The 25,034-nt window shown below is 64.2% G+C and carries 24 protein-coding genes; 11 read left to right on the forward strand and 13 right to left on the reverse strand.

All coding sequences use genetic code 11. From position 1 onward, the window contains the following. Window positions 1-5: 5 nt before the first annotated feature. The 4 genes from B0G75_RS20700 to B0G75_RS20715 form a co-directional block, all read right to left on the reverse strand. Window positions 6-359, reverse strand: a complete 354-nt coding sequence (locus B0G75_RS20700; RefSeq protein WP_106279733.1) for a RidA family protein — start codon at window positions 357-359, stop codon at window positions 6-8. A gap of 83 nt (window positions 360-442) precedes the next feature. Then, window positions 443-1,357: an alpha/beta fold hydrolase gene (locus B0G75_RS20705; RefSeq protein WP_106309564.1), complete on the reverse strand. Its 915-nt coding sequence runs from the start codon at window positions 1,355-1,357 to the stop codon at window positions 443-445. Window positions 1,358-1,645: 288 nt separating this feature from the next. Then, window positions 1,646-2,287: a CoA transferase subunit B gene (locus tag B0G75_RS20710; RefSeq protein WP_106309567.1), complete on the reverse strand. Its 642-nt coding sequence runs from the start codon at window positions 2,285-2,287 to the stop codon at window positions 1,646-1,648. Window positions 2,288-2,289: 2 nt separating this feature from the next. Continuing rightward, window positions 2,290-2,994 carry a CoA transferase subunit A gene (locus B0G75_RS20715; RefSeq protein WP_106309570.1) on the reverse strand — a complete coding sequence of 235 codons (705 nt, stop codon included), beginning with the start codon at window positions 2,992-2,994 and terminating at the stop codon, window positions 2,290-2,292. 243 nt (window positions 2,995-3,237) lie between these two features. Between B0G75_RS20715 and B0G75_RS20720 the strand changes: the two genes are divergently transcribed. Beyond that, window positions 3,238-3,783 carry a LuxR C-terminal-related transcriptional regulator gene (locus B0G75_RS20720; RefSeq protein WP_106309572.1) on the forward strand — a complete coding sequence of 182 codons (546 nt, stop codon included), beginning with the start codon at window positions 3,238-3,240 and terminating at the stop codon, window positions 3,781-3,783. A gap of 143 nt (window positions 3,784-3,926) precedes the next feature. On the opposite strand, the gene B0G75_RS20725 is transcribed toward B0G75_RS20720, so the two are convergent. Continuing rightward, on the reverse strand, window positions 3,927-4,358 hold the full coding sequence (locus B0G75_RS20725; protein ID WP_041758509.1) for a thioesterase family protein: 432 nt from the start codon (window positions 4,356-4,358) through the stop codon (window positions 3,927-3,929). Between the two features lie 188 nt (window positions 4,359-4,546). Further along, window positions 4,547-5,323, reverse strand: a complete 777-nt coding sequence (locus tag B0G75_RS20730; protein ID WP_012433748.1) for an SDR family oxidoreductase — start codon at window positions 5,321-5,323, stop codon at window positions 4,547-4,549. A 187-nt stretch (window positions 5,324-5,510) separates the two neighbouring features. On the opposite strand from B0G75_RS20730, the gene B0G75_RS20735 reads away from it, so the two are divergent. Beyond that, on the forward strand, window positions 5,511-7,184 hold the full coding sequence (locus B0G75_RS20735; protein WP_106309575.1) for an electron transfer flavoprotein-ubiquinone oxidoreductase: 1,674 nt from the start codon (window positions 5,511-5,513) through the stop codon (window positions 7,182-7,184). A gap of 61 nt (window positions 7,185-7,245) precedes the next feature. Here B0G75_RS20735 and B0G75_RS20740 read toward each other — a convergent pair whose 3' ends face one another. The 4 genes from B0G75_RS20740 to B0G75_RS20760 form a co-directional block, all read right to left on the reverse strand. Continuing rightward, window positions 7,246-8,721: a tetratricopeptide repeat protein gene (locus tag B0G75_RS20740; RefSeq protein ID WP_106309579.1), complete on the reverse strand. Its 1,476-nt coding sequence runs from the start codon at window positions 8,719-8,721 to the stop codon at window positions 7,246-7,248. 53 nt (window positions 8,722-8,774) lie between these two features. Then, window positions 8,775-9,875: a chorismate synthase gene (aroC, locus tag B0G75_RS20745; RefSeq protein WP_106309582.1), complete on the reverse strand. Its 1,101-nt coding sequence runs from the start codon at window positions 9,873-9,875 to the stop codon at window positions 8,775-8,777. Between the two features lie 374 nt (window positions 9,876-10,249). Then, entirely contained in the window at window positions 10,250-12,187 is a 1,938-nt protein-coding gene (locus B0G75_RS20750) for an MFS transporter (RefSeq protein WP_106309585.1), read from the reverse strand. Between the two features lie 280 nt (window positions 12,188-12,467). Continuing rightward, window positions 12,468-12,929, reverse strand: coding sequence for a CBS domain-containing protein (locus B0G75_RS20760; protein WP_012433753.1), 462 nt, complete (start codon window positions 12,927-12,929; stop codon window positions 12,468-12,470). A gap of 240 nt (window positions 12,930-13,169) precedes the next feature. Here B0G75_RS20760 and B0G75_RS20765 point away from each other — a divergent pair, with 240 nt between their 5' ends. The 3 genes from B0G75_RS20765 to B0G75_RS20775 all read left to right on the forward strand — a co-directional run bounded on the left by B0G75_RS20765 (window position 13,170) and on the right by B0G75_RS20775 (window position 15,851). After that, complete coding sequence (locus tag B0G75_RS20765; protein WP_106309591.1) at window positions 13,170-14,522, forward strand: O-acetylhomoserine aminocarboxypropyltransferase; 1,353 nt, start codon at window positions 13,170-13,172, stop codon at window positions 14,520-14,522. Continuing rightward, window positions 14,519-15,352: an alpha/beta fold hydrolase gene (locus B0G75_RS20770; protein WP_106309594.1), complete on the forward strand. Its 834-nt coding sequence runs from the start codon at window positions 14,519-14,521 to the stop codon at window positions 15,350-15,352. Before B0G75_RS20765 ends, B0G75_RS20770 begins: the two co-directional genes overlap by 4 nt. A gap of 178 nt (window positions 15,353-15,530) precedes the next feature. Then, window positions 15,531-15,851 carry an Mpo1-like protein gene (locus B0G75_RS20775; RefSeq protein WP_012433756.1) on the forward strand — a complete coding sequence of 107 codons (321 nt, stop codon included), beginning with the start codon at window positions 15,531-15,533 and terminating at the stop codon, window positions 15,849-15,851. A gap of 44 nt (window positions 15,852-15,895) precedes the next feature. Here B0G75_RS20775 and B0G75_RS20780 read toward each other — a convergent pair whose 3' ends face one another. Continuing rightward, entirely contained in the window at window positions 15,896-17,209 is a 1,314-nt protein-coding gene (locus tag B0G75_RS20780) for a YihY family inner membrane protein (protein WP_181309315.1), read from the reverse strand. 118 nt (window positions 17,210-17,327) lie between these two features. On the opposite strand from B0G75_RS20780, the gene wrbA reads away from it, so the two are divergent. The 5 genes from wrbA (at window position 17,328) to B0G75_RS20805 (ending at window position 21,649) form a co-directional block, all read left to right on the forward strand. Next, window positions 17,328-17,930 carry an NAD(P)H:quinone oxidoreductase gene (wrbA, locus tag B0G75_RS20785; protein WP_106309597.1) on the forward strand — a complete coding sequence of 201 codons (603 nt, stop codon included), beginning with the start codon at window positions 17,328-17,330 and terminating at the stop codon, window positions 17,928-17,930. Window positions 17,931-17,988: 58 nt separating this feature from the next. Further along, window positions 17,989-18,450 carry a DUF2069 domain-containing protein gene (locus B0G75_RS20790; protein ID WP_106309600.1) on the forward strand — a complete coding sequence of 154 codons (462 nt, stop codon included), beginning with the start codon at window positions 17,989-17,991 and terminating at the stop codon, window positions 18,448-18,450. A 54-nt stretch (window positions 18,451-18,504) separates the two neighbouring features. After that, window positions 18,505-19,923 carry an FAD-binding oxidoreductase gene (locus B0G75_RS20795; RefSeq protein WP_106309603.1) on the forward strand — a complete coding sequence of 473 codons (1,419 nt, stop codon included), beginning with the start codon at window positions 18,505-18,507 and terminating at the stop codon, window positions 19,921-19,923. 51 nt (window positions 19,924-19,974) lie between these two features. Continuing rightward, window positions 19,975-20,781 carry a metallophosphoesterase gene (locus B0G75_RS20800; protein WP_106310063.1) on the forward strand — a complete coding sequence of 269 codons (807 nt, stop codon included), beginning with the start codon at window positions 19,975-19,977 and terminating at the stop codon, window positions 20,779-20,781. Window positions 20,782-20,926: 145 nt separating this feature from the next. Then, window positions 20,927-21,649 carry an SOS response-associated peptidase gene (locus B0G75_RS20805; protein WP_106309606.1) on the forward strand — a complete coding sequence of 241 codons (723 nt, stop codon included), beginning with the start codon at window positions 20,927-20,929 and terminating at the stop codon, window positions 21,647-21,649. 174 nt (window positions 21,650-21,823) lie between these two features. Here B0G75_RS20805 and B0G75_RS40740 read toward each other — a convergent pair whose 3' ends face one another. Continuing rightward, entirely contained in the window at window positions 21,824-21,982 is a 159-nt protein-coding gene (locus B0G75_RS40740) for a hypothetical protein (protein WP_181309316.1), read from the reverse strand. A 221-nt stretch (window positions 21,983-22,203) separates the two neighbouring features. Then, the gene (locus B0G75_RS20810; protein WP_106309609.1) at window positions 22,204-23,142 is read right to left on the reverse strand and encodes a LysR family transcriptional regulator; all 939 of its coding nucleotides are present in this window, start codon (window positions 23,140-23,142) and stop codon (window positions 22,204-22,206) included. A 155-nt stretch (window positions 23,143-23,297) separates the two neighbouring features. Here B0G75_RS20810 and B0G75_RS20815 point away from each other — a divergent pair, with 155 nt between their 5' ends. Beyond that, entirely contained in the window at window positions 23,298-25,034 is a 1,737-nt protein-coding gene (locus tag B0G75_RS20815) for an efflux transporter outer membrane subunit (protein ID WP_106310066.1), read from the forward strand.

Genomic DNA, 25,034 nt, shown 5'->3' on the forward strand with positions numbered 1-25,034 from the left:
CCGACTTAAGCGCGCTGCGCGGCGACCACGCAGATTTCGACCAGGCACTTCGGATTGGCGAGCTTTGCTTCGACCGTAGCGCGCGGCGGCGTGGCGCCTTGTGCAACCCACTCGTCCCACACCGCGTTCATGCCGGCGAAATGCACCATGTCCGAGATGTAGATCTGCACCGACAGCAAGTGCGACTTGTCGCTGTTCACTTCGCCCAGCAGACGGTCGATGTGGCCGAGCACTTCGCGCGTCTGACCCGTGATGTCCTGATCCGCGTCTTCAGCGATCTGGCCCGCGAGGTACACGGTGCCGTTGTGCACGGCGATTTCCGAGAGGCGCTTGCCGACGTGGTGACGAATGACTGCCATGACGAATCCTGAGTTGGTTTGAAAATTGATCGAAGATGCCTTCCGCATCGCGCCCCACTGAGAACGCCGCGAGGAACTGCATATTATGACGCGTCGGCGGCCGGTCCGATAAAGAACTGCCGCGCGATGTCGATCTGCTCGGCCGACAGAAACGCCGGCGCGTGTCCGACACCGGCGATTTCCGCGCTCGACACCGCGCGCCCCGTCTCCACCATCTTCGCGACGGTTTCACGCGAGAGCAAATCGGATAGCTCGCCGCGCACCACCAGCACCGGCCCCTGGAACGAGGCCAACGAATGCCACAGCGCGGCCTCGCCGAGTTTGGCGGCTTCTTCGGTGGTCGCAGTGAAGGGCTGCGCGATCCGCGGGTCATAACGGAACAGCCACTTGCCGTCCTGTTCGTGCAGAAGCGGCGTGTTGATCTCGCGCCACTCGTCCGGCGTAAGCGGACCAAAAGTCTGCGCGAGCAAGGCTGCGTAATCGATACCTTGCTGCAACGTTTCAAACTGCACGGGCTTGCCCAGATAATCGCCGATGCGTTGTACCGCAGCCGGCTCCAGATGCGGACCGACATCGTTCAGCAACATCTTGCGGATCGGCGTTTCGGGCAAGCCGGCAAGTCCAAGCCCAATCAGGCCGCCCATCGACGTGCCGAACCAGTCGACCGTCTCGACATTCAGGCGCGCGATCAGCGTGACCATGTCGGCGACGTATTGCGGCACCGTATAGAAGTTGGGGTTGGCAAGCCACGATGACAAGCCCCGCCCCGCGACATCCGGGCACACCACGCGGTAAGTGCCGGCGAATTCCTCCGCGAGTCGGTCGAAATCGCGCCCTGAACGGGTCAAGCCGTGCACGCACAGCAGCACACGCGGATTGGCCGGGTCGCCCCACTCGGTGTAAGCGATGCGATGCAAGCCTCCCGCGCTCGCGCACTGCACGTAGCGTTGACGCGGCGCAAGCCGCCCTGCCGTGGAAGCGGACGTGATTTCGGTCATCTGGGTTCCTTGCAAAAGCGCTGCGGGTTCGGCGTGGGCACAGCAGGGATCGACGTGCGTTCAATCTTCAAACGATTGTAAACCGCTTTGCCGCGCGGCAAGAGTCGGCCAGATGGCATAGGACAGCTCCGAACGAACGTCCTCTGCAGAAAAGAAAGCGGGCGAGACTCACGCCTCGCCCGCCTTGGAACCGCCTCGCGGCCGCCTGCCGCTCACACCAGCCGCATCCGGCCGCGCGGCGGCCTCATACAGCCTTGAACCTCTTCAGATGGCCTCGCCGCACGCCATTCAGCTAACCGCGCTCACATCGAGCGGCGCGCCCGTCTTCGCCTTGATTTCCTCGACGCTCACGCCCGGCGCCAGTTCGGTCACCTTTAGCCCGTTGTCCGTGACTTCGATCACGCCGAGATCGGTGATGATCTGGTCGACCACGCCCACGCCCGTGAGCGGCAGCGTGCATTCTTCGAGGATCTTGTGCTGGTCGCCCTTGGCGACATGCTCCATCAGCACGACCACGCGCTTGACGCCCGCGACCAGATCCATCGCGCCGCCCATGCCCTTGATCATCTTGCCCGGGATCATCCAGTTGGCCAGATCGCCCTTCTTGCTGATCTGCATGGCGCCGAGAATCGCCAGATTGATGTGGCCGCCGCGAATCATCGCGAACGAATCCGCCGACGAAAAAATCGATGAGCCCGGCAGCGTGGTCACCGTCTGCTTGCCGGCGTTGATCAGATCGGCGTCCACTTCGTCTTCGGTCGGCGACGGGCCGATGCCGAGCAGGCCGTTTTCCGACTGCAGCCACACTTCGACCCCGGGCGGCACGTGATTGGCCACCAGCGTCGGCAGGCCGATGCCGAGGTTCACATAAAAACCGTCCTGCAATTCTTTCGCCGCGCGTGCGGCCATTTCGTCACGAGTCCATGCCATGATCAGTCTCCTTTCGCGCGGACAATGCGTTGTTCAATGCGTTTTTCCGGATTCGCATTGAGCACAATGCGCTGCACGAAAATGCCAGGCGTATGGATCGCGTCCGGATCGAGTTCGCCCGTTTCGACAATCTCTTCGACTTCCGCGACAGTGATCTTGCCGGCCATCGCGCACATCGGGTTGAAGTTGCGCGCGGTGCGGCGGTAGATCAGGTTGCCCGATTTGTCGGCCTTCCACGCCTTCACCAAAGCGACGTCGGCCGTCAGCGAATGTTCGAGCACGTAGTGGTTTTCGCCGAACTGGCGGGTTTCCTTGCCTTCGGCGATCAGCGTGCCGTAGCCGGTATTGGTGAAGAACGCCGGAATGCCCGAACCGCCCGCGCGCAGCTTCTCGGCGAGCGTGCCTTGCGGCGTGAATTCGAGTTCGAGTTCGCCGGCCAGATACTGGCGTTCGAACTCCTTGTTTTCGCCGACATACGACGAGATCATCTTCTTGACCTGACGCGTTTCGAGCAGCAGACCGAGGCCGAAACCGTCGACGCCCGCATTGTTGCTGATGCAGGTGATGCCCTGCACCTTCGAATCGCGCAGTGCGCCGATCAGCGCCTCCGGAATGCCGCACAGCCCGAAGCCGCCGACGGCGAACGTCTGCCCGTCCTTGACGATGTCTTTCAGCGCCTCGGCGGCGCCTGGATAGACCTTGTTCATCAGTATGTCCCTTCCTTTATGGAAACCCGAATTCGGATCGTTGCGGCTGGTATGACGTTGCGCGGGCCCGAGCCCGACACGTCATTCTAGTCATCCCCGGCGGGCTTTGCGCCCAGGTTTCCCTGCGCGCCGTACAAAGCCCGCCGCGGACGGCTTCGCCGCGTTGTCATGTGCCCGAAAGAGTACGCTGGGCGCGCCATGCGGCACAATACGCAAAAATACATAAGTACTCGCCGCCAATTCATGCCCGCACTGGATTATCAAACCGCGTTTCACCTCGCTCCGATCGGACTCGTGCTGTCGCGCGAACGGACTATCGAAGACTGTAATGACGAGCTCGCGTCGATATTCGGCTGCACGCGCGAGTCGCTGCTCGGCCAGTCGTTCCAGGTGCTGTATCCGTCGACGGACGAATTCGAGCGGATCGGCGCGCGGATTCCGCCGATCATGACCGCACACGGCAGCTACGCGGACGACCGCATCATGAAGCGGGCCAACGGCGAATTATTCTGGTGCCACGTGACAGGCCGCGCGCAGGAACGCGCCGACCCGCATGCGGCGGGCGTCTGGACTTTCGAGGACTTGAGCGCGACGCGGCGCGTGGCGGTCGAACTGACGCCGCGCGAACGCGAAATCGCCGCGCAACTGGTGACGGGCAAAACCAGCAAGCAGATCGGCCGGGTGCTGGATATCAGCCCGCGCACCGTCGATGTCTACCGGGCGCGGCTGATGCGCAAATACGATACGGGTAACGCGACGGAGTTGTTGCAGCGCCTGCTCGGGCATTGAAGCAGCGGGCGCGCGTGTCGGGCCGCTGGTTCGCGCGACGGTGAGTCGCGCCTTCGGCAAGCCGCCTCAGAGGCGGTCGGCAATGTGCAGCGACGTTAGCGAACGCCGCCGGTTCGCCACGAGGGTCGGCTGAAGGTCGCCTATTACGCCACCTTGACCAGCGCAGCCCGCTCGATGGTTTCGCGCAGCAAGTCCGGCACCGGCACCGACTTGCCAGCCGCGTAATCGATCCAGACGCAGCGCGCGGCGCCGCGTGCATAGACGGTATTCGGATCGTCCGCGCGCACCAGCTCGAAACCCGTGTCGAAGCTGCTGCGGCCAGGCGTAGCGACCGTCATCCGGCCAATCACGTCGCCGGGATAATGCAGTTGCTTGAGAAACTCCATCGACGCATTGACGATCACCGGTCCCTGGCCGTCGGCGTTATTACCCGCCAGGCCCAGCTGTTCGAACCAGGAAATCCGCACCTGCTCCATGTAGCGGAAATAGACCGTGTTGTTCACATGGCCGAAGGCGTCCATGTCGCCCCAGCGGATCGGCATCGACATCTCGAAAACTGCGTGAAAATCGCTCATCGTACTTCTTTATCGGGTTGAAATCAGGTTTGAAGCCGGCGCGTGGACCGGCGTAGAGACAGACAGCAACATAACGCGCGCCCTCAGGCGGCGCAAAGGCCGGAGCGCGTAAAACAGTTTCTTCGAACGGACGCCAATCCGGGCCCTCGCGACCTGAAAACGCGAGCGCCGGTTGCGCCGTCTTGCGTTCAGGAGAGCCCGAAACCGTCGTCGGCGGCAATCACCGAGCCGTTGATGAACTGCGATTCGTCCGCCGCCAGCAGCAGCAGGAGCCCGTCCAGATCCTCCGGTTTGCCGACGCGGTGACGCGGCAGCATCGACACGAGCTTCTGCCCTTGCTCCGTCGACCAGTGATGGTGGTTGATCTCAGTGTCGATGTAGCCGGGGCAGATCGCGTTTACGTTGATGCCGTGCTTGCCCCACTCGAGCGCCATGGCTTTCGTCATATGCACGACAGCCGCCTTGCTGATCGAATACAGGCCGATTTGCGGCAGCACGCGCAAGCCCGCCATCGACGCGATATTGATGATGCGGTACGACGGCTTCTGCGCGCCGTTACCGCGCATGATCATGCGCTTGGCGACTTCCTGAGCGACGAAGAACGCGCCGCGCGTGTTCGTATCGAACACGTATTCGAAGTCGGCGGGCGTGACCTCCGAGAGCTTCTGCGTGGTCGACACGCCGGAGTTGTTCACCAGAATGTCGATCGTGCCGGCCTCGGTTTCCGCGTGGGCGACCGCGGACTTGATGCTCTGGTAGTCGGTCACGTCGAGCGAAACGACGTGCGCCGCGCCGCCGGAGGCCTCGATCTCGGCGCGCAACTCCTTCAGACGCTCGGTCCGCCGGCTCGCCAGCACGACCTTGGCGCCCGCCTGCGACAACACTTGAGCAAAGCGCTTTCCCAACCCGCTCGAGGCGCCGGTAATCAGCGCGACTTTGCCTTCCAGATTGATCGAACGGCCCATTGTCGTTCCTTGTTCGGTTGTTGTTACGGCTGCGGTTGACGGGTGCGGTAAGCCCGTCGCTACGGGTCATACCGTATCATAAAAATAGAACGATCGTGCTAATCTCTGCTCATCTGGTTGCAGTGCGGGTGTGCATCGCCCACAATACGAACCCGAAAAAAGCATTCTAACGGTAAGAGGAGCATCAATGACCCCCGCAAGTCTCATTGAGCAATACGGTCCACGCGAGTCGATGGAATACGACGTCGTGATCGTCGGCGGCGGCCCGGCTGGCCTGTCCGCGGCGATCCGCCTGAAGCAGCTGGCGGCGGAGAAAAGCGTCGAGATTGGCGTGTGCGTACTGGAAAAAGGCTCGGAGATCGGGGCTCATATCCTGTCGGGCGCGGTGATGGATCCGCGCGCGATCACCGAACTCATTCCCGACTGGAAGGAAAAAGGCGCGCCGCTGACGGTGGATGTGACCGAAGACAAGTTCCTGTTCCTCACCGAAACCGGCTCGAAGAGCGTGCCGACCTGGGCGCTGCCAGATAACTTCAAGAATCACGGCAATTACGTAATCAGCCTCGCGAATGTCACGCGCTGGCTGGGTCAGCAGGCTGAAGCGCTGGGCGTGGAGATTTTCCCGGGCTTTCCGGCGGCTGAAATCCTGTACAACGACGACGGTTCGGTTAAAGGTGTGGCCACGGGCAACCTGGGCATCGGCAAGGACGGTGCGCCGACCGAAAACTTCCAGCTCGGCATGGAGCTGCACGCCAAATACACGCTGTTCTGCGAAGGCGCGCGCGGTCACCTCGGTCGTCAACTGAACGATAAATTCAAGCTGCGCGAAGGCGCCGATCCGCAGGTCTACGGTATAGGCATCAAGGAACTGTGGGAAATCGATCCGTCGAAGCACAAGCCAGGTCTGGTGATGCACACGGCCGGCTGGCCGCTGGAGAACGACACGTACGGCGGCTCGTTCCTGTATCACATGGATAACAACCAGGTGGTGGTGGGCTTCGTCGTGGGTCTGGGCTACACGAATCCTTATCTGTCGCCGTTCGAGGAATTCCAGCGCTACAAGACGCATCCGGCGATTCGCGCCGTGCTCGAAGGCGGCAAGCGCGTGTCGTATGGCGCGCGGGCCATCACGGCGGGCGGTTTGATGTCGCTGCCGAAGCTGGTGTTCCCGGGCGGCGCGCTGGTGGGCGACGATGCGGGCTTCCTGAACGCGTCGCGGATCAAGGGCTCGCATGCCGCGATCAAGACCGGCATGCTGGCTGCTGAAGCGGCTTTTGAAGCCGTTCAGGCAGGACGCACCAGCGATGAACTCACCGCCTATCCGGAAAGCTTCAAGACGTCGTGGCTGCACACCGAACTGCACCGTGCGCGCAACTTCAAGCAGTGGATGAGCAAGGGCCTCTACCTCGGCACGCTGATGGTCGGCATCGAGCAGAAGCTGCTGGGCGGCAATGTGCCGTGGACGCTGCATCACCAGCATTGGGATCACGAAATGCTCAAGCCCGCGTCGCAATGCAAGCCGATCGTGTATCCGAAGCCGGACGGCAAGCTCACGTTCGACCGGCTGTCTTCAGTGTTCATCTCGAACACCAACCACGAAGAGAATCAGCCCGCTCACCTGACGCTGAAAGATCCATCGGTGCCGGTGAACGTGAACTGGCAGACCTATGCCGGTCCGGAGTCACGCTATTGCCCGGCGGCCGTGTACGAGTTCGTAAAGAACGACGACGGCAGCGAACGGCTGGTGATCAACGCGCAGAACTGCGTGCACTGCAAGACGTGCGATATCAAGGACCCGACGCAGAACATCGTATGGGTCACGCCTGAAGGCGGCGGCGGTCCGAACTATCCGAACATGTGATCGATGCTTCCTGCCTTCGCTGCGCCTGCCTCTGAATGCCGGCGCTGCGAAGGCAGGCAACTCAACGCCGTCCCACCGCTTCAATCCGCTCCCGCACCCTCGCCACCACCGGCGCCCAGTCACCAACGCTTGGCTGTCGAACCAGCTCAATCGAATCGTACCAGGCCGTCTCCGGTGATCCATCGCCCCAGAACCAGGCGGAGACGTGATCGATCATCAAACAGGTCGGCACCCCAAGCGCCCCCGCCAGATGCGCGGGCCCGCTATCGATCGTGACTACCAGATCCAGATTCGCCAGCAACGCCGCGACATCGTCGAAGCCGGATTGAAAATGATGCGTCAGATCGACGACGTCGAGACCCTTGGCGCGCCACGCCGCGACCGTCTCTCCGCGCCCCGGCGACACAGCGAAATAGGTCACACCGGCTACATCCAACAGCGGTTCGATTTGCTCGACCGGCACCGAACGCCGCATGTCGCGGATATGGTCCGGATTGCCGTTCCACACCAGACCGACCTTGCGATTACTCCGCTTGCCGGCCGTGTGCGCTTCGACTCGCTCACGCCATATCCGCTCAAGCGCGGCATCAGCGCTCAAGTACGGCGCGCCCCACCCCGTTGCGTCGACAATACCGAGCCGCAGCGGCAGGCTCATCAGCCCGCAATGAAAATCCGGCTGTGTCTCGAGACTCGTTTCGAGCGGCAAATCGGCGGGCAGCATTCGTTCGAATAGATGCCGCAAAGGTCCGTCGTGGCCGAAAATCACCCGGCCGCCCTCGCGCCGCGCCCGCTCGGCGAGCAGCGGCAAAAACCGCACCGCCCAGAGGCAATCGCCATTGCCTTGCTCGCCGTACACCACGAGCGTTTTGCCGGCAAGCGATTCGCCCTGCCAATGCGCGCTGATCGCCGCGAGGGCTTGCTGCGCATTATTCAGTTCGCCCGCGGCAAACGCGATACGCGACTCGTAATGCGCCCAGCCTTCGGCAAGACGCCCACTGCGAATCTCGAGTTCAGACAGATCGAACAGCGCGTGGGCATTGTCCGGCGAAAGCGTCAGCACTTGCCGCAGCAAACCCTCGGCCTCGGCGAAGCGCGCCTGCTCCTTGATGCACAACGCCAGCTTGTGAAGCGCCACCGGGTTGCCCGGCACGACGCGCACGGCTTCGCGCAATAGCGCCTCGGCCGCGGCAAAGTCATCGCGCTGCTGGACGGCCGCGCGCCAGATCAGCGCGTTGGCGTCTTCGGCATGGCGCGCGAGCAGCAGGCCGGTGGCCGAGTCGACCAGCGCCCAGTCGCGCAATACGAACGCCGTTTGCGCAATGGTATGCAGCAGTGAGGGATCGCAGGAAGGATCGAGTTGATAGGCGCGCACCAGCGCAGCAAGTGCCTCGCGCTGGCTCGCCTTGTCGCGGCCGGGGTGTTGCAGCAGCGCCTGACCGAACGTCAGGCAGTCGCCGGCGGCGGCATCGGGTGCGGCGGCGCGCGCACGCAGGCCCGCGAGGGCGCTCGCGGACGGCCCGGAATTGAGATCGGTCATGGAGACAGCACTGCCCACGCAGAACGGCTACAGAGGCGCTTGAAGCAGGCCCGTTAAGGCGCGCTCGCCGCGATCTTCGGCGTGCTGACGGCCACGTCGCCGCATTGCGCGCGATGACGCAGCGCATGGTCGATCAGCACCAGCGCGAGCATGGATTCAGCGATCGGCGTGGCGCGAATGCCAACGCACGGATCATGCCGTCCGAACGTTTCGACGACGACTGGTTGCCCCGCCTTATCGATCGAGCGGCGCGGCGTGCGAATGCTCGACGTCGGCTTGATCGCGATGGATACCGTCACGTCCTGTCCAGTCGAAATACCGCCGAGCACACCGCCCGCGTGATTGCCGACGAAGCCCTCAGGCGTCAATTCGTCGCCATGCACCGAGCCGCGTTGCGCGACGCTGGCAAAGCCCGCGCCGATCTCGACACCCTTCACCGCGTTGATGCCCATCATGGCGTGCGCAATGTCCGCGTCGAGGCGGTCGAACAGCGGCTCGCCGAGGCCGACCGGCACGCCGGACGCCACGACGTTGATGCGCGCGCCGATCGAGTCGCCGTCCTTGCGCAGCGCGTCCATGTACGCTTCCAGTTGCGGCACGATCTGCGCGTTGGGCGCGAAGAACGGGTTCTCGCGCACGTGTGCCCAATCGACGAACGGCACGTCGATCTCGCCAAGCGCGGCCATATAGCCGCGAATTTCGGTGCCGAACTTCTCGCGCAGCCACTTCTTGGCAACCGCGCCCGCGGCTACCGTCGGTGCCGTGAGACGAGCCGACGAACGGCCGCCGCCGCGATAGTCGCGGATGCCGTATTTCTGCCAATAGGTGTAGTCGGCGTGACCGGGGCGGAACGTGTCGGCAATGTTGCCGTAGTCCTTGCTGCGCTGGTCCGTGTTGCGGATCAAGAGCGCGATCGGCGCGCCGGTGGTCTGGCCTTCGAACACGCCCGACAGAATCTCGACCTTGTCTTCTTCCTGACGCTGCGTGACGTGGCGCGACGTGCCGGGCTTGCGCCGGTCGAGTTCGAACTGGATGTCGGCTTCGTTAAGCGCCATGCCCGGCGGGCAGCCGTCGATCACACAGCCGATAGCGGGGCCATGCGATTCGCCGAAGGTCGTGACAGTGAAAAGCGTACCGAGCGTGTTGCCGGACATGGGCGTCGTCCAAAGAAATGCGGGGAAGACGCTATTATGCCAGCCCCGTGGCGGCTGGACCGCGCCGCGCAGTCGCGTTGGCCCATCGGCCAAGGGGTGCATCGGCAGGCGCTTCCCGCCGGATCACCTGGCTTGTCGGGACGTTCGCTGCGCCGTGTAGGACTGTTCGCATCGCCACCTCTACCCAGGTCACTCGGCGCGGCGCGCAAAACATCGCAAGTCAGAAATTTCTGCGCCGATATTGCGCGCTACTTGCGCGAGCAATCGGCGTTCAGGCGGCGCTGGCATTCCAGCACCTTGCACCTGTCCGGCGTCCGCGCGGGCATCTTTCGTTTTCCGTGACGCCGCGCGCGGGCTTCGCAGCTGCGGCCGCGCTACTTACGCGCCCCGCGCAACTCGGTGACGAGTTGCTGCAACTTCTCCGGCGTCGCCAGTTGCGGTTCGATCGGCTCGCCTACCGCCAGCGTCAGACGGCTCATGACGCCCTTCTGGATCGGCCGCGGCCAGCGCGCGTCGCCCGCGCGCGAAAACACGCTGCCCCACAGGCCGCGCAGCGCCATGGGAATGACTGGCGCCGGTGTGCGCCGGATGATCTCGGTGACGCCATGACGGAACGGATTCATGTCGCCGGTTCTGGTCAGCTTGCCCTCCGGGAAGATGCAGACCAGATCGCCCTCGGCAAGCGCCTGCGCGCAGCGCTCATAGGCGCGCGTCAGCACCTGGGGGTCCTGATGCGCCGGCGCGATCGGAATCGCCTTGGCGTGACGGAACACCCAGCCGGCAAACGGCGATTTGAAGATCTGGTGGTCCATCACGAAACGGATCGGCCGCGGGCTCTCGGCCATGATGACGATCGCGTCGACGAAACTCACGTGATTGCAGACCAGCACGGCCGCGCCCTCTTCCGGAATCCGCTCGGCATGCACGAGGCGAATCCGATAGAACGTGTGCACCAGCACCCACGCGATGAAGCGCAGCAGAAACTCCGGCACCAGCGAGTAGATGTAGGTCGCCACCACGATGTTGAGCAACGCGGTGACGAGGAAAATCGCCGGAATGCTGAAACCCGCCGAGGTCAGAGCCACGGCCATCAGCGACGAGACGATCATGAACAGCGAGTTCAGAATATTGTTCGCCGCGATGATGCGCGCACGGTGGCTCGGCTGGCTGCGGCTCTGGATCAACGCATACAACGGCACGCTGTAGAGGCCGCCGAACATGGCGAGCAGGAACAGATCGGCGAGCACGCGCCAGTGCGCGGGCCGCACAATGAACTCGCCGACGCTCAGCAGATGTCCCGGCAGCGGCAACGCGTGGCTCGCGAAAAACAGATCGATCGCGAATACGCTTATGCCGATCGAACCGAGCGGCACGAGGCCGATTTCGATGCGCCGCTTCGAAAGCTTTTCGCACATCAGCGAGCCGAGGCCGATGCCGATCGAAAAGGTGCCGAGCAGCACGGTCACGACGTCCGGATCGGCGGACAGCACATTCTTCGCGAAGGTGAAAAACGACGACAGGAAGATCGCGCCGACGAACCACAGCCAGGAAATCCCAAGCAGGCTCAGAAACACGGTGCGGTTCTCGCGCGCCAGTTTGAGGTTGCGCCACGTCTCGCTGACCGGATTCCAGTTGATGCGCAGATCGGCCTGCGGCGCCGGCGTCACAGGCACGAAGCTCGACACCACGCGCCCCACCAGCGCGATCGCGACGCACGCGCAAGCCAGCACCACCGCGCCATGTTCGGCGAAACCCGCGCCCACGCCGCCGACGATCGTGCCGATCAGGATCGCCACGAAGGTGCCCATTTCAACCATGCCGTTGCCGCCGACCAGTTCCGCCTTCGACAGATGCTGCGGCAAATAGGAGTATTTGACCGGCCCGAACACGGTGGAATGCACGCCCATCAGAAACGTGCATAGGTACAAAAGCGGCGCGCTATGCAGCCAGAAACCCGCGCCGCCGATCAGCATCACGACGATTTCGAAGCTCTTGACGAAGCGCGTAAGCATCGCCTTGTCGTACTTGTCGGCGATCTGACCGGAGGTGGCCGACAGCAGCACGAACGGCAGAATGAAGATAGCCGAGATCAGGAACGCCGCCGTTTTCGGATCGACTCCGGAAAAGCGCGCCGCTTGGTACGTGACGAGCGACGTGAAGCCGATCTTGAACACGTTGTCGTTCATCGCGCCGAGGAACTGGGTCCAGAAAAACGGTGCGAAACGGCGCTGGCTGAGCAGCCGGAACTGGGATTCGTGCGCCTCGTGTTGACGCGCGGCGCGGCGGGCAGCAGGTAACGGACGATCGCTCATGGAGTTCCGGAAGCAGGCTAAAAGAACGACAAGTAAGAAAGTGCGATGCGCGGTGTCGCGTACGGGCGAGTCGCCGGGCGGCGCGCGGTGCCAGACTGCAAACCCGTCAGACGGACTAGCACCGGCCCTGGCGTCGAGCCGGCTGCCGAACCGGACACAAGACTCCACATGAGGCCGAACCCAGCGCCGGACACAAAAAAAGCGCACGCTTTCGCGCGCGCCTTGACTGCCTTTTCGCGCTCACGGCAACGGCTAGCGCGTCGCAGTGAATCGCCGCGCATTAACGCGCCGGCTGCTGTTCCTGCTGTTCTTCCGGCCAGTCGCGGATATAGGCCTTGAGCATGCGGTTTTCGAAGCCCTGCTCTTCGACCACCGCCTTGGCGACGTCGTAGAACGAGATCACGCCCATCAGCGTACGGCTTTCGAGCACCGGCAGATAACGCACGTGATGTTCGAGCATCATGCGGCGGACTTCGTTGACGTCCGTTTCCGGCGTGCAGGTGAGCGGATGGTCGTCCATTACCTTGCGGATCGTCGACGTGCCGACGCTGCCGCCGTTCTTGCTCAGCGTCAACATGATTTCGCGGAATGTGAGCATGCCGACGAGGTCGCCATATTCCATCACCACCAGCGAGCCGATGTCGTGCTCGGCCATGGCGTTGACTGCGTCGTGCAGCGTGGTATCCGGCGTGACCGTGAATAGGGTGTTGCCTTTGACTTTGAGGATGTCGCTGACTCGCATGATCTGTCTCCCGTAGTGCCCGCTAAGCTGGTAATGCATCGATGTCTTTCGATCCTAGCGGAAAGACCCATAAAAGGAAAGCGGCCCGCCCACCAAGGCGCAGCGGGCGTTCGCAGGTTCGAAGCCGTGCTTGCGCGCGCACGTGCATCGGGAAAACCGCGCTTGATGCGCCGCATGCCGGTGATAGGATGGCCGCCACTTTCACCTTTCGCGAGGCCGTCCGTGGCCTCGCCGTCCAGCATGTCCGCCAACCGTTTCGACACGCTTGCGCTGCACGCCGGCGCTGCTCCCGACCCGACAACCGGCGCGCGCGCCACGCCGATTTACCAGACTACCTCGTTTTCGTTCCGCGACTCGGACCACGCCGCGGCGCTCTTCAATATGGAGCGCGCCGGCCACGTCTATTCACGCATCTCGAACCCGACCGTGGCCGTGTTCGAGGAACGCGTCGCCGCGCTGGAAAACGGCGCGGGCGCGATCGGCACGGCAAGCGGCCAGGCGGCCTTACACCTTGCCATCGCCACGCTGATGGGCGCGGGCTCGCATATCGTCGCCTCCAGCGCGTTGTACGGCGGCTCGCACAATCTGCTGCACTACACGTTGCGGCGCTTCGGTATCGAGACGACCTTCGTCAAGCCCGGCGACCTCGACGCGTGGCGCGCCGCGCTGCGCCCGAATACACGACTGCTGTTCGGCGAAACGCTCGGCAACCCGGGCCTCGACGTGCTCGATATCGCCGCCGTGGCGCAGATCGCGCACGAGCACCACGTGCCGCTGCTGGTCGACTCGACCTTCACCACGCCTTATCTGCTCAAACCGTTCGAACACGGCGCGGACTTCGTCTATCACTCGGCCACCAAATTCCTCGGTGGCCACGGAACGACGATCGGCGGCGTGCTGGTGGACGGCGGCACGTTCGATTTCGAAGCCTCCGGGCGCTTCTCCGAATTCACCGAGCCTTACGACGGCTTTCACGGCATGGTGTTCAGCGAGGAAAGCACCGTCGCACCGTTCCTTCTGCGAGCACGCCGCGAAGGCCTGCGCGACTTCGGCGCCTGCCTGCATCCGCAGGCCGCGTGGCAACTGCTGCAAGGCGTCGAAACGCTGCCTCTGCGGATGGAACGGCACGTCGCCAACACACGCCGCGTGGTCGAATTCCTCGCCGGTCACGCGGCAGTCGAATCCGTTGCCTATCCGGAGTTGCCGACGCACCCCGATCACGCCCTTGCGAAGCGCCTGCTACCGCGCGGCGCCGGCGCGGTGTTCAGCTTCAATCTGCGCGGCGACCGCGCCGCCGGGCGCAGTTTCATTGAGACGCTCTCGCTGTTCTCGCATCTCGCGAACGTGGGCGACGCGCGCTCGCTGGTGATCCATCCCGCATCGACCACGCACTTTCGCATGGACGCCGCCGCGCTCGCCGCGGCCGGCATCGCCGAAGGTACGATCCGCCTCTCGATCGGCCTCGAAGATCCCGACGATCTGATCGACGACCTCAAGCGCGCGTTGAAAGCTGCACAGAAAGCGAGCGCTTCGAGCGCGCCGCACGGTGGCGCCGCCGGCGCGGCCGCCCAACCTCGCCCGGAGTCCGCATGATCCTGACCGTTCAAGGCAAACCTGCCTACGCCTACACCGGCGGCAAAGCGTTCGATGCGAGCCTGCCGACCGCCGTATTCATCCACGGCGCTGAGCACGATCACAGCGTCTGGGCGCTGCAAACCCGCTACTTCGCGCATCACGGCTTCAGCGTGCTGGCCGTGGATCTGCCCGGTCACTGCCGCAGCGGCGGCCCGGCGCTGACCACCGTGCCGGCCATGGCCGACTGGCTGGCAGCGCTGCTCGACGCCGCCGGCGTGCAACGCGCCTTCGTGGCCGGCCACAGCATGGGCTCGCTGATCGCGCTCGATTTCGCCGGCCGCTATCCGGAGCGGGCAACGCATCTCGCCCTGCTCGCCACGGCGATTCCAATGGCCGTCTCCGACGCGCTGCTCGACGCCGCCTTGCACCGCGAGCCCGAAGCGATCGGCATGGTCAATCAGTGGTCGCATTCGACCTTCGCGGCCAAGCCCTCCTGCCCCGGCCCCGGCTTCTGGCTGCACGGCATGAACCAGCGCTTGATGGAACGCGTCTCGGCAAACGGCGAGCCGAACCTGTTCCACACCGACTTCGCCGCCTGCAACAGCTACGCGGACGGCCTCGCCCGCGCCGCGCAGGTGCGCTGCGCCGCACGCCTGATCGTCGGCCGACGCGATGCGATGACGTCGCCGCGCGCCGCCAAAGCGCTTGCCGGCGCCTTGGCGCAAGCCGGTGTACCGGTCGACACGGTCACACTCGAAGCCGGGCACGCGCTCATGTCCGAGCAGCCCGACGCCACGCTCGACGCCCTCTTCAGCTTCGCTTCCAGAGCGCCTCGCGAGGCCCGATAAACGTCACGAGCCGTCACGATAATGGCGTGAAGAGCGGCGCGCCATCGGCCGAATGGCCAGGTTGCGCGCGTCGCCCGATAGCCGCACAATGGATCAAGCCTGTCCTGTTTCGAGCGCGCGTGCCTGGCATGTTGGCGCACACCGAAGCATCGGGAAGCGTCGCAATCCGGAGGCCGTGATGGCTCAAACCGCGCACACCGATCACTTCGCGAGTTTCGCGGAGTTCTATCCGTACTACCTGAGCGAGCATCGCAACACGGTCTCGCGGCGGCTGCATTTCGTCGGATCGCTCGGCGTGATCGGCTGTCTCGCCATGGCGCTCGCCACCGGCGACTGGCTATGGCTCCCCGCTGCCGTGATCTGCGGATACGGCTTTGCCTGGGTCGGACATTTCTTCTTCGAGAAGAACCGGCCCGCTACCTTCCGGCATCCGCTTTACAGCCTGATGGGCGACTGGGTGATGTTCAAGGACATCTGCGTCGGCAAGATTTCGCTATAGCGAGGCGCTAGTTTCAGCGCCGGCCAGTAAGCACTCCGCGCGACTCAAGCCGCCTGATGCGGCATGGAAGGCGTGCCGGGTTCGCTCTGCTCGGCACGCGCCGCCCGTGCGGCCGCGCGCGCCGCCAGCAACGCGGCAAGTGTGACTTTCAGCTTGTCGTTTTCCAGCGCCGCCAGCAGCATCTGGCCATCCACGCGGGTGGACGCCAGTTGGAGCTGATACTCGAGTTCCGCGCAGTCGATCACGAACAGTTCGAACAGGCGCTCCACTGTGATTTGCGCCGGATTCGCCAGCAGCAGGAAATGCGGACGCATGCCGTCCTCCTGCAAGCGCGCGATCCACTCGATCTCCTCGAGCTTTTGCAGCAGGTTGATCGTGGTGTCCATATCGCGCCGAAGCATCCGCGAAAGTTCGGGTACGGTGTAGCCGCGCTTGCCTGCTTCACGCGCTTCCGAGAGCCGTGCGAGCAGTTCGAGCGAGTCGAACAGATTGCTGCCTTCAAAGGTGGGCCGGTGAAACTGGCCGATGCGAATGGCCGGCAACGCGGACGCGATCATCGCGCCCGCGAGCGTGATGAACCAGCACAGGTACATCCACACCAGAAATAGCGGCACCGCCGCGAATGCGCCGTACACCGCGGTGTAGGTCGGAATGCGCCGCACGTAATAGCCGAAGCCGCGCTTCGCCAGTTCGAAGGCGATCGCCGCGGTCACGCCGCCAATCACCGCGTCGCGCCATTCCACGCGGCAATTCGGCAGGTAGACGTAGAGAATCGTGAAGGCGACCGCGGTGAGCGGCAGCGCGGCGCCGGTGAGCGCCCACTCGATGACGGGCGTCATGCGCTGCGCCGCCGTGAAGGTCATGGACTGCGTGAACAGATACGACGATATCGACAAACTGACGCCGATCAGAATCGGGCCCAGCGTGATGATTGCCCAATACACCAGAATGCGCTGCGCGATCGGCCGCGCTTTGCGCACGCGCCAGATCACATTGAAGGCGGATTCGACCGTCATCATGGTCATCACGGCGGTGACGAACAGAAAGATCATGCCGATAGTCGTGAGGCCCTTCGCCTTCGACGCAAACTGATTCAGATAGTTAAAAATCTGACTGTTGAGCTGCGCGGGCATCAGATGGTCGGCAAGAAAAATCTGCAGCGACATCTGGAACGAAGCAAAGATCGGAAACGCGGTGAACAACGCGAACGCGACCGTCGCGAGCGGCACGAGCGAAAGCATGGTGGTGAACGTGAGGCTGCCGGCCACCTGCGGAATGCGGTCTTCGCTGCTGCGCTGCGCGGCAAATTGCGCGAGCCGTTTGAGCGTGTCGAGATCGAAACGCACCCTGGACAACAAACCCACCTCCTTGCTGCATGCACCGGTATGACAGGACCGCGCGAGACCTGGCCGAATGGCTATGGGCGGCCTGTGGAGCGGACCCAGCCCCTATAATACCCGTTCACCGATGAGGCCTATGAAAGACATTCTCGTGCTCTATTACAGCCGTCACGGCGCCACGCGCGAGCTCGCGCTGGCGATCGCGCACGGCGTCGACAGCGTTCCCGGCATGCAGGCGCGCGTGCGTACCGTGCCGGCGGTCTCCACCGTCTGCGAAGCGACCCAGCCCGATATTCCCGCCGAGGGCCCGCCCTACGTCGAACTGCGCGACCTCGAAGATTGCGCCGGTCTCGCGCTCGGTTCGCCTACCCGCTTCGGCAACATGGCCGCGTCGCTCAAATACTTTCTCGACGGCACCACGCCGCAGTGGCTGTCCGGCGCGCTCGCCGGCAAACCCGCATGCGTGTTCACGTCCACAGGAAGTCTGCACGGCGGCCAGGAGTCCACACTGCTTTCCATGATGCTGCCGCTTCTGCATCACGGCATGCTGATCGTCGGCATTCCGTACACGGAAAGCGCACTGAGCACCACGCAAACCGGTGGCACCCCGTATGGCGCGTCGCATTTCGCGCGCGCGGGCAGCGCCGAACACGGCATCTCCGCCGACGAGAAGACGCTCGCCATCGCGCTCGGCGCACGCGTTGCACGCACGGCGGCATCCATGAGTGAAAGGCCGTGAACGAGCCGCACGCGCACCCGGCCGCCGCGTCGAACGCCGACACCGCAACGCAGGCCCCATGACCACCGCCGCTGCGCCCGTGCCACGAAATCGCGCCGCCGCGCTCGGCGCCACCACTGCTCTGGTTGCGCTGATCGTCCTGTCCATCGTGTGGGAATGGTGGCTGGCGCCGCTGCGTCCCGGCGGTTCCGCGCTCGTGCTCAAGGCTGTACCATTGCTGCTCGCCCTGCCCGGCGTCTGGCGGCAACGGCTATATACGCTGCAATGGGCGTCGATGCTGATCCTGCTGTATTTTGCCGAGGGCATTGTGCGTGGCTGGAGCGAGCGCGGGCTGAGCGCAGGGCTCGGCTGGCTGGAAGCCGCGCTCTCCGTGGTCTTCTTCGTCTGCACGCTGGCCTACGTCGGGCCGTTCAAACGCGCGGCGAAACGAGCGGCAAAGCAGGCTGCCATTCAGGCTTCAGCCCGGCCCGCGAATCACGCCGGAAGCGAGCCCGCCGACCACGCCAATTCGTCTCGCTGACAAAAACGCTCCGCCTCACCCGACATTTCCGCCCGAATACGCTGACCGACCAACATGACCCAAACCGCTTTCCTCGCCGCCTGCCGCGACGCCATCGGCGCCGCGCAGGTGCTGACCGATCCGCACGACACCGCCCTGTACCTGACCGACTGGCGCCGCCGCTACACCGGCGAGGCGTGCGCGGTGCTCTGCCCGGCCACGCCTGACGAAGTCGCCGCACTCGTGAAGCTTGCCGTCGAACATCGCATCGCGCTGGTTCCGCAAGGCGGCAACACGGGCCTCGCCGGCGGCGCCACGCCGGACGCAAGCGGCGCGCAGGCAGTCATCAGCTTGCGGCGTCTGAACCGGGTGCGCGACATCGATCCGCACAACAATACGATCACGGTCGAAGCCGGCGTGATTCTCGCCGAGGTGCAGAAGCACGCCGACGAGGCCGGCCGCCTCTTCCCCTTGAGCCTCGCCGCCGAAGGCAGCTGCACGATAGGCGGCAATCTCGCCACCAATGCGGGCGGCACCGGCGTGCTCCGCTACGGCAACGCGCGCGAGCTGTGTCTCGGGCTGGAGGTCGTCACGCCGCAGGGCGAACTGTGGGACGGCCTGCGCGGACTGCGCAAGGACAACACCGGCTACGATCTGCGCGACCTGTTCATCGGCGCGGAAGGCACGCTCGGCATCATTACCGCCGCCGTGCTCAAGCTCCATCCGCAACCGGCCGCGCGCGTCACGGCGCTCGCCGCGCTCGCGTCGCCGCATGCCGCGCTCGACTTTTTGTCGCTCACGCAGCGTGTCGCCGGGCCGCTGTTGACCGGTTTCGAATTGATGTCCGATTTCTGCCTGCGGTTGGTCGGCCGGCATTTCGAGCAGATGCGCTATCCGTTCGCCGAGCCGCACGCGCAGGTCGTGCTGCTCGAACTGTCGGACAGCGAAAGCGAGGAGCACGCACGCGAACTGTTCGAGCGCCTAATGGAAACGGCGCTCGAAAGCGGCCTGGTGCAAGACGCGGTGGTGGCGGAAAATCTCAGCCAGTCGCGGGCGTTCTGGAATCTGCGTGAACACATTCCGCTCGCCCAGGCCGAGGAAGGCCTGAACATCAAGCACGATATCGCGGTGCCGATCTCGCGTGTCGGCCACTTCATCGAGGAAACCGACGCGGCGATCGCGCAGGCCGTGCCCGGCGCGCGCATGGTGACGTTCGGCCATCTCGGCGACGGCAATCTGCACTACAACGTGCAGGCGCCCGAGGGCGTCGATGCGAAAGCGTTCCTCACGCAATACCAGAGCCCGATCAACCAGATCGTCTACGACAGCGTGCACCGGCATCGTGGCAGCATCAGCGCGGAACACGGGCTCGGCCAGTTGAAGATCGACGAGGCGATGCACTACAAGCAGGACGTCGAAGTGCAGTTGATGCGTGCCGTCAAGCGTGCGCTCGATCCGCTGAACCTGATGAATCCGGGCAAGGTGCTACGCTAGCGTCTGAAGCTTCGCGTTCCCCCGCGGAGGCCATTTCAAGGAGTCGTGGTCGTGAAGATTCGAGTGCTGTCCGACCTGCATCTGGAGAACGACGAGCCCGAGTTGATCCCGCATGCGCAGGCAGATCTGATCGTGCTGGCCGGCGACATCCACAATCACGCGGCCGGACCGCGCTGGGCCGCGCAGACTTTCGACGGCGCCGTGCCGGTGGTCTACGTGCCCGGCAATCACGAATACTACGACGGCGAGTTCAGCGCGCTCGACGCAGCGCTCTACGACGCGGCCGCGCAGGTCGAGAACGTGCACGTGCTGAACAACGCCGCGCTGGTCGACCCGCAAGGCCGGTGGCGCGTGCTCGGCACGACCCTGTGGACTGACTTCGCGTTGTACGGAAACGACCCGGACGTGCTCGCCGACTCGATCGAGGCGTCGCGCAAGGTGATGCTCGATTTCCGCGGACTGATCCAGACGAACTGGCCGCACGACACCCACGACGCAACGCGCGACTTCACGCCCGACGACTCGCTCGCACTGCACCGGCGAGCGCGCGCCTGGCTCGAAAGCGAACTCGCCAGGCCGTTTGGCGGCAAGACGATCGTCGTCACGCATCATGCGCCGCATCGGCTGAGTCTGGCCGAGCGCTATGCGGAAGACCTCGTGTCGGCGGGCTTCGTCAATCATTTGCCGGACCTGGTCGGCCCGCCTGTCGCGTTGTGGATTCATGGGCATACGCATACGCCGTTCGATTACAGCGTGAACGGCACGCGTGTGGTCTGCAATCCGCGCGGCTATCTCGACCGGCGCACTGGCCGGTTAGAGAATCCGCTTTTTGCGTGGGATAAGGTCGTAGAGATATAGCGGTGGCTTGAAGTCGCTTGAGGTGGCTTGGGGCCGATCTGAATAGCGCGCCCGCACAGCACGCACTACGCTATCGAGGTTGTCGAATCGCGGTTATCCAGCCGCGGCTATCGAAACCCACGCCGGTCGTCCCCGGAGGTCGCTCATGTGTGGTCGAATCAGCCAGTACCGCGATCCGCATTTCTACGCCGAGCACCTCGGCCTCGCCGACCCGCTCATGCTCTTCGATGCCGCCGACCGCCGCCCCGGCTACAACCTCGCGCCCGGCACTCACCCGCTCGCCATCTACCCGGATCAAACGGTGCACGCGATCCACTGGGGTTATTGCCCTGACTGGGCACGCGAACAGCATCTGCCGCAGACGATCAACGCGCGCGCCGACGCCGCGCCGAACGGGCGCTACTTCAAGGACTTGTGGAAAACCGGAAGGGTATTGGTGCCGGCAGACGGCTGGTTCGAGTGGCGCATGGAAACCGCGCCCCTGGCCAACATCGCGGACAGTAAAGACCGGCTGGACGAGCCATCAGGCCGCCAACCCTACTTCGTGCATCTGAAGAGCGACGCGCCCATGTATCTCGCGGCGCTTTCGAGCGTGCGCGGCACTGAACCGCAAACGGAAGGCATGGGGATGGTAATCGTGACGGCCATCGCCGACGCGGGTCTCGTCGACGTGCACGACCGCCGTCCGCTGGCGTTCGCGCCGGACGCGGCGCGCCGCTGGCTGGACCCTGAATTACCGCTCGATGAACTCGAGCAGTTGACGCGCACCGCCGGCATCGCCGCCGCGCGCTTTCGTTGGCACAGAGTGAGCCACGAAGTGGACCGCACGCTCACCGACGAGCCGGGTCTGATCGCACCAGTGAACTGAATCTGAATTTGAGCGCCGGATATGAGCGCGGCAGGAGGGCAAACCGCGACGCCCCAAGGCGGAAGCGCCCAATCGCCGCACATGGAACGTCAGCGCCGGACGCGAACCCGCATCAACCCGTCAGCCCAAGGACAAACAAACCGGCTGCCTCCTAGCGAGGCGCCACGACAAACCTTAACGATCGCGCCGCTGCCCCTGCAAATCCGGGCGCTCGACCTTGACCGGCACCAGTTGCGGCTGCTGATCGCGCAACCGGCGCAGCAAATCGCGCGACGCGGCAATCGCGATCAAGCCAAACATGACGGCCACGCCGATCATCAGATGCGTATCCATGAATCCCTCGTCCTTCTGTCGTTGCGATTTTGTTGCGATTTGCCGAACGGCGGCGAACTCAGCGCGTCCGGTGCAAGACCGCAGCGCATAAGCGACACGTTAGCAAATCGACCGCGCGGCAGAAGTAAGGAAATGTTGCGACGCGGCAGCCATGTAACAGGCGCTCGCGCCATTTCCCGGCAGACCGCCGATCATCGCCGGAACGCCCGCGCGGCGCGGTATCAAGTGCGCGCGAACTCGCGCAGTTCCGCCTGATCCGCGGCTAGCGTGGCGGGCAATTCGTCGCGCAGGAACTCGACCCACGTGCGGATCTTGGCATCCAGATACTGCCGGGACGGGTACAACGCGTACAGATTCATTGCCTGCGACGTGTATTCCGGCAGCAGCCAAACGAGTTCGCCCTTTCGCAAACCGCTGATCGCCGAGTAGATCGGAATCAGCCCGATGCCCATGCCGCTCGACACCGCCACCGCCATGGCTTCGGCGACGTTCACCTGGAAGGTGGTCGCGCCCAGAGCAATGGTTTCCTCGCCGTTCGGGCCGTCGAAAATCCATTTTTCGCTCGGGAAGACGGGCGTGACCATTTGCAGACACGTGTGGCGCGCAAGGTCCGCCGGCGTTTGCGGCACGCCGTGCCGTTCCAGATAGGCCGGCGACGCGCAAGCAATGCTGAACGCGCTGCCGAGCCGCTGCGACACCAGCCCCGAATCCGGCAGACCGGTGGCGAGCGTGAGCGACACGTCGAAGCCTTCATCGAGCAGATCGGGCATGCGCTGCGCGAGCGTCAGTTCGATTTGCACGTCCGGGTAACGCTCCTGATAGCGGCCGACGGCCGGCACCACGTAGTGCTGGCCAAAACTGGTCATGGCGTGGACCTTCAGCTTGCCGGACGGGCGGGCGTGGGCGTCGCTCGCCTCGGCCTCCGCCTGATCGACGTACGCGAGAATCTGCTCGCAGCGCTGCAGATAGCGCTCGCCGGCTTCGGTCAACGCGATGCGCCGCGTGGTGCGGTTCAACAGGCGCGTGCGCAGATGCGCTTCCAGATCGGACACCGCGCGCGACGCGTAGGCCGTGGTCGTATTCAGATGCTGCGCGGCACCCGTGAAGCTGCCCGCTTCGACGACACGGACAAATACGCGCATGTTTTGAAGCGTATCCATAACTATCCCTAGTAATCGGAAGCGATTGTTACACGATTCGCAAAGGCGATTGTCTCATATCGCGTAAGAATGCCTTGCATCTTTACCGGTTATTCCCCAATCAATCGAAAAATATAATGACGCACATGCTTCTATAGCCAATTTTGGAGGAAATCGTGCAGTCTCCGGTACAGAAAGGGATCGCCGCAGCCGCGGTTCTTACGATCCTATTAACAATCGCCGGCTGTGCAAATACCGGAAGCGTCGCACCGCAGGCTAGCGGAATCGAGCCCGCTTCGCTCGACGCGGGCAACGCGATCCGCGCCGCCAACGCGGACGCCCAATGGCCCGCGGTCGACTGGTGGCGCGCCTATAACGATCCGCAACTGAACCAGTGGATCGAAGACGCGCAAGCGGGCAACCCGAGCCTCGCCGCCGCCCAGGCGCGCGTGCGCGAAGCCATGTCGATGGCCGGTGTCGCCCGCTCGGCGTTGTCGCCGCAAGTCAACGGCAGTCTGTCGATCCAGCGCCAGAAGTGGGCCGACAATCTTTATTACGGCCCTGGACCGCTGGCCGGCGAGCAGTCGTGGAACAACACCGGCACGCTCGGCCTGTCGTATCACCTCGACATCTGGGGCAAGGACAAGAATGCCGCCGAGCGCGCGCTCGACGCCGCGCACGCGAGTTCGGCCGATGCGCGCGCCGCCCAGCTCGAACTGGAAGGCAACGTGGTGCGCACGTACATCGAGATGTCGCTGAACTACGCGCTGCTCGATATCGCCAAGGCCACCTTGCAGCAACAGCAGCAGATCGCGGATCTGGCCAACCGGCGTCTGAAAGGCGGCATCGGCACGCAGCTCGAAGTGAGCCAGGCCGAAACGCCGCTGCCCGAATACGAACGCCAGATCGACGAAATCGAAGAGAAGATCGCGCTCGGCCGCAATCAGCTGGCCGCGCTGGCCGGCAAAGGTCCGGGCGCGGGCGATTCGATCCAGCGTCCGAGCCTGTCGCTCGAGATGGGGCCTGCCGGATTGCCGAGCGCCTTGCCCGCGGACCTGATCGGCCATCGGCCGGACGTGGTCGCGGCGCGCTGGACCGTCGCGGCGCAAGCGCGCGGCATCGACGTCGCCAAGGCCGATTTCTATCCGGACATCAACCTGCTGGCGTCGATCGGCGGTTATGCGGCAATGGGGCCGCTGTTCCAGTTCCTGAAGAATCCATCGCATAGCTGGAGCGCGGGGCCGGCGCTGTCGCTGCCGATCCTCGATGGCGGACGGTTGCGTTCGCAACTCGGCGCGGCGTCGGCGGGCTATGACGAAGCCGTCGAGAGATATAACCAGTCGATTGTCGGCGCGCTCAAGGACATATCCGATCAGGTGATCCGGATCCGCTCGCTCGCCACTCAGGCCGACGATGCCGACCGTTCGGTTGCGGCGGCCCGCAAGAACTACGATCTGTCGCGCGAAGGATATCGGCGCGGCCTGACTGACTACCTCAACGTGCTGATTGCGCAGAATCAGTTGCTGCGCGCGCAGGAAGGCGTCGCGAAGATTCAGGCCGAGCGGCTGGGTGCGCATGCGTCGCTGGTCACCGCGTTGGGCGGTGGACTCGACGACCCGGCTAATGGTCCGCAGGCGAATGAGACGCTGCCGGCGCATGGGAAGGGGAAAGCGGCGGGTTCGACCGTTGGCGTTTTGCCTGCGAACACGGCTGCGGGTTTCAGCGCTGCTTCGATGCCGGCGAACGGGGCGGCCAAGTCGAGCGCTGGACCGATGTCGGCGAACACGGCGGCGAAGCTGAGCGCTGGATCCACACCCGCGAACACGGCGGCGAAGTCGCGCGCTGCATCAATACCCGCAAATACGTCGGCGAGCACTAATGCCGCAGCCCGGCCGGCTAAGTCGGGAAGCTGA

Origin of the sequence: Paraburkholderia sp. BL18I3N2 (assembly GCF_003001875.1) — a bacterium.
Taxonomy (GTDB): Bacteria; Pseudomonadota; Gammaproteobacteria; order Burkholderiales; family Burkholderiaceae; genus Paraburkholderia; species Paraburkholderia phytofirmans.

What these genes read in the sequence shown, in the direction of transcription:
- B0G75_RS20700 (WP_106279733.1), bottom strand. Translation starts at nt 359, where the DNA reads ATGGCAGTCATTCGTCACCACGTCGGCAAGCGCCTCTCGGAAATCGCC.
- B0G75_RS20705 (WP_106309564.1), bottom strand. Translation starts at nt 1,357, where the DNA reads ATGACCGAAATCACGTCCGCTTCCACGGCAGGGCGGCTTGCGCCGCGT.
- B0G75_RS20710 (WP_106309567.1), bottom strand. Translation starts at nt 2,287, where the DNA reads ATGGCATGGACTCGTGACGAAATGGCCGCACGCGCGGCGAAAGAATTG.
- B0G75_RS20715 (WP_106309570.1), bottom strand. Translation starts at nt 2,994, where the DNA reads ATGAACAAGGTCTATCCAGGCGCCGCCGAGGCGCTGAAAGACATCGTC.
- B0G75_RS20720 (WP_106309572.1), top strand. Translation starts at nt 3,238, where the DNA reads ATGCCCGCACTGGATTATCAAACCGCGTTTCACCTCGCTCCGATCGGA.
- B0G75_RS20725 (WP_041758509.1), bottom strand. Translation starts at nt 4,358, where the DNA reads ATGAGCGATTTTCACGCAGTTTTCGAGATGTCGATGCCGATCCGCTGG.
- B0G75_RS20730 (WP_012433748.1), bottom strand. Translation starts at nt 5,323, where the DNA reads ATGGGCCGTTCGATCAATCTGGAAGGCAAAGTCGCGCTGATTACCGGC.
- B0G75_RS20735 (WP_106309575.1), top strand. Translation starts at nt 5,511, where the DNA reads ATGACCCCCGCAAGTCTCATTGAGCAATACGGTCCACGCGAGTCGATG.
- B0G75_RS20740 (WP_106309579.1), bottom strand. Translation starts at nt 8,721, where the DNA reads ATGACCGATCTCAATTCCGGGCCGTCCGCGAGCGCCCTCGCGGGCCTG.
- aroC (WP_106309582.1), bottom strand. Translation starts at nt 9,875, where the DNA reads ATGTCCGGCAACACGCTCGGTACGCTTTTCACTGTCACGACCTTCGGC.
- B0G75_RS20750 (WP_106309585.1), bottom strand. Translation starts at nt 12,187, where the DNA reads ATGAGCGATCGTCCGTTACCTGCTGCCCGCCGCGCCGCGCGTCAACAC.
- B0G75_RS20760 (WP_012433753.1), bottom strand. Translation starts at nt 12,929, where the DNA reads ATGCGAGTCAGCGACATCCTCAAAGTCAAAGGCAACACCCTATTCACG.
- B0G75_RS20765 (WP_106309591.1), top strand. Translation starts at nt 13,170, where the DNA reads ATGTCCGCCAACCGTTTCGACACGCTTGCGCTGCACGCCGGCGCTGCT.
- B0G75_RS20770 (WP_106309594.1), top strand. Translation starts at nt 14,519, where the DNA reads ATGATCCTGACCGTTCAAGGCAAACCTGCCTACGCCTACACCGGCGGC.
- B0G75_RS20775 (WP_012433756.1), top strand. Translation starts at nt 15,531, where the DNA reads ATGGCTCAAACCGCGCACACCGATCACTTCGCGAGTTTCGCGGAGTTC.
- wrbA (WP_106309597.1), top strand. Translation starts at nt 17,328, where the DNA reads ATGAAAGACATTCTCGTGCTCTATTACAGCCGTCACGGCGCCACGCGC.
- B0G75_RS20790 (WP_106309600.1), top strand. Translation starts at nt 17,989, where the DNA reads ATGACCACCGCCGCTGCGCCCGTGCCACGAAATCGCGCCGCCGCGCTC.
- B0G75_RS20795 (WP_106309603.1), top strand. Translation starts at nt 18,505, where the DNA reads ATGACCCAAACCGCTTTCCTCGCCGCCTGCCGCGACGCCATCGGCGCC.
- B0G75_RS20805 (WP_106309606.1), top strand. Translation starts at nt 20,927, where the DNA reads ATGTGTGGTCGAATCAGCCAGTACCGCGATCCGCATTTCTACGCCGAG.
- B0G75_RS40740 (WP_181309316.1), bottom strand. Translation starts at nt 21,982, where the DNA reads ATGGATACGCATCTGATGATCGGCGTGGCCGTCATGTTTGGCTTGATC.
- B0G75_RS20810 (WP_106309609.1), bottom strand. Translation starts at nt 23,142, where the DNA reads ATGGATACGCTTCAAAACATGCGCGTATTTGTCCGTGTCGTCGAAGCG.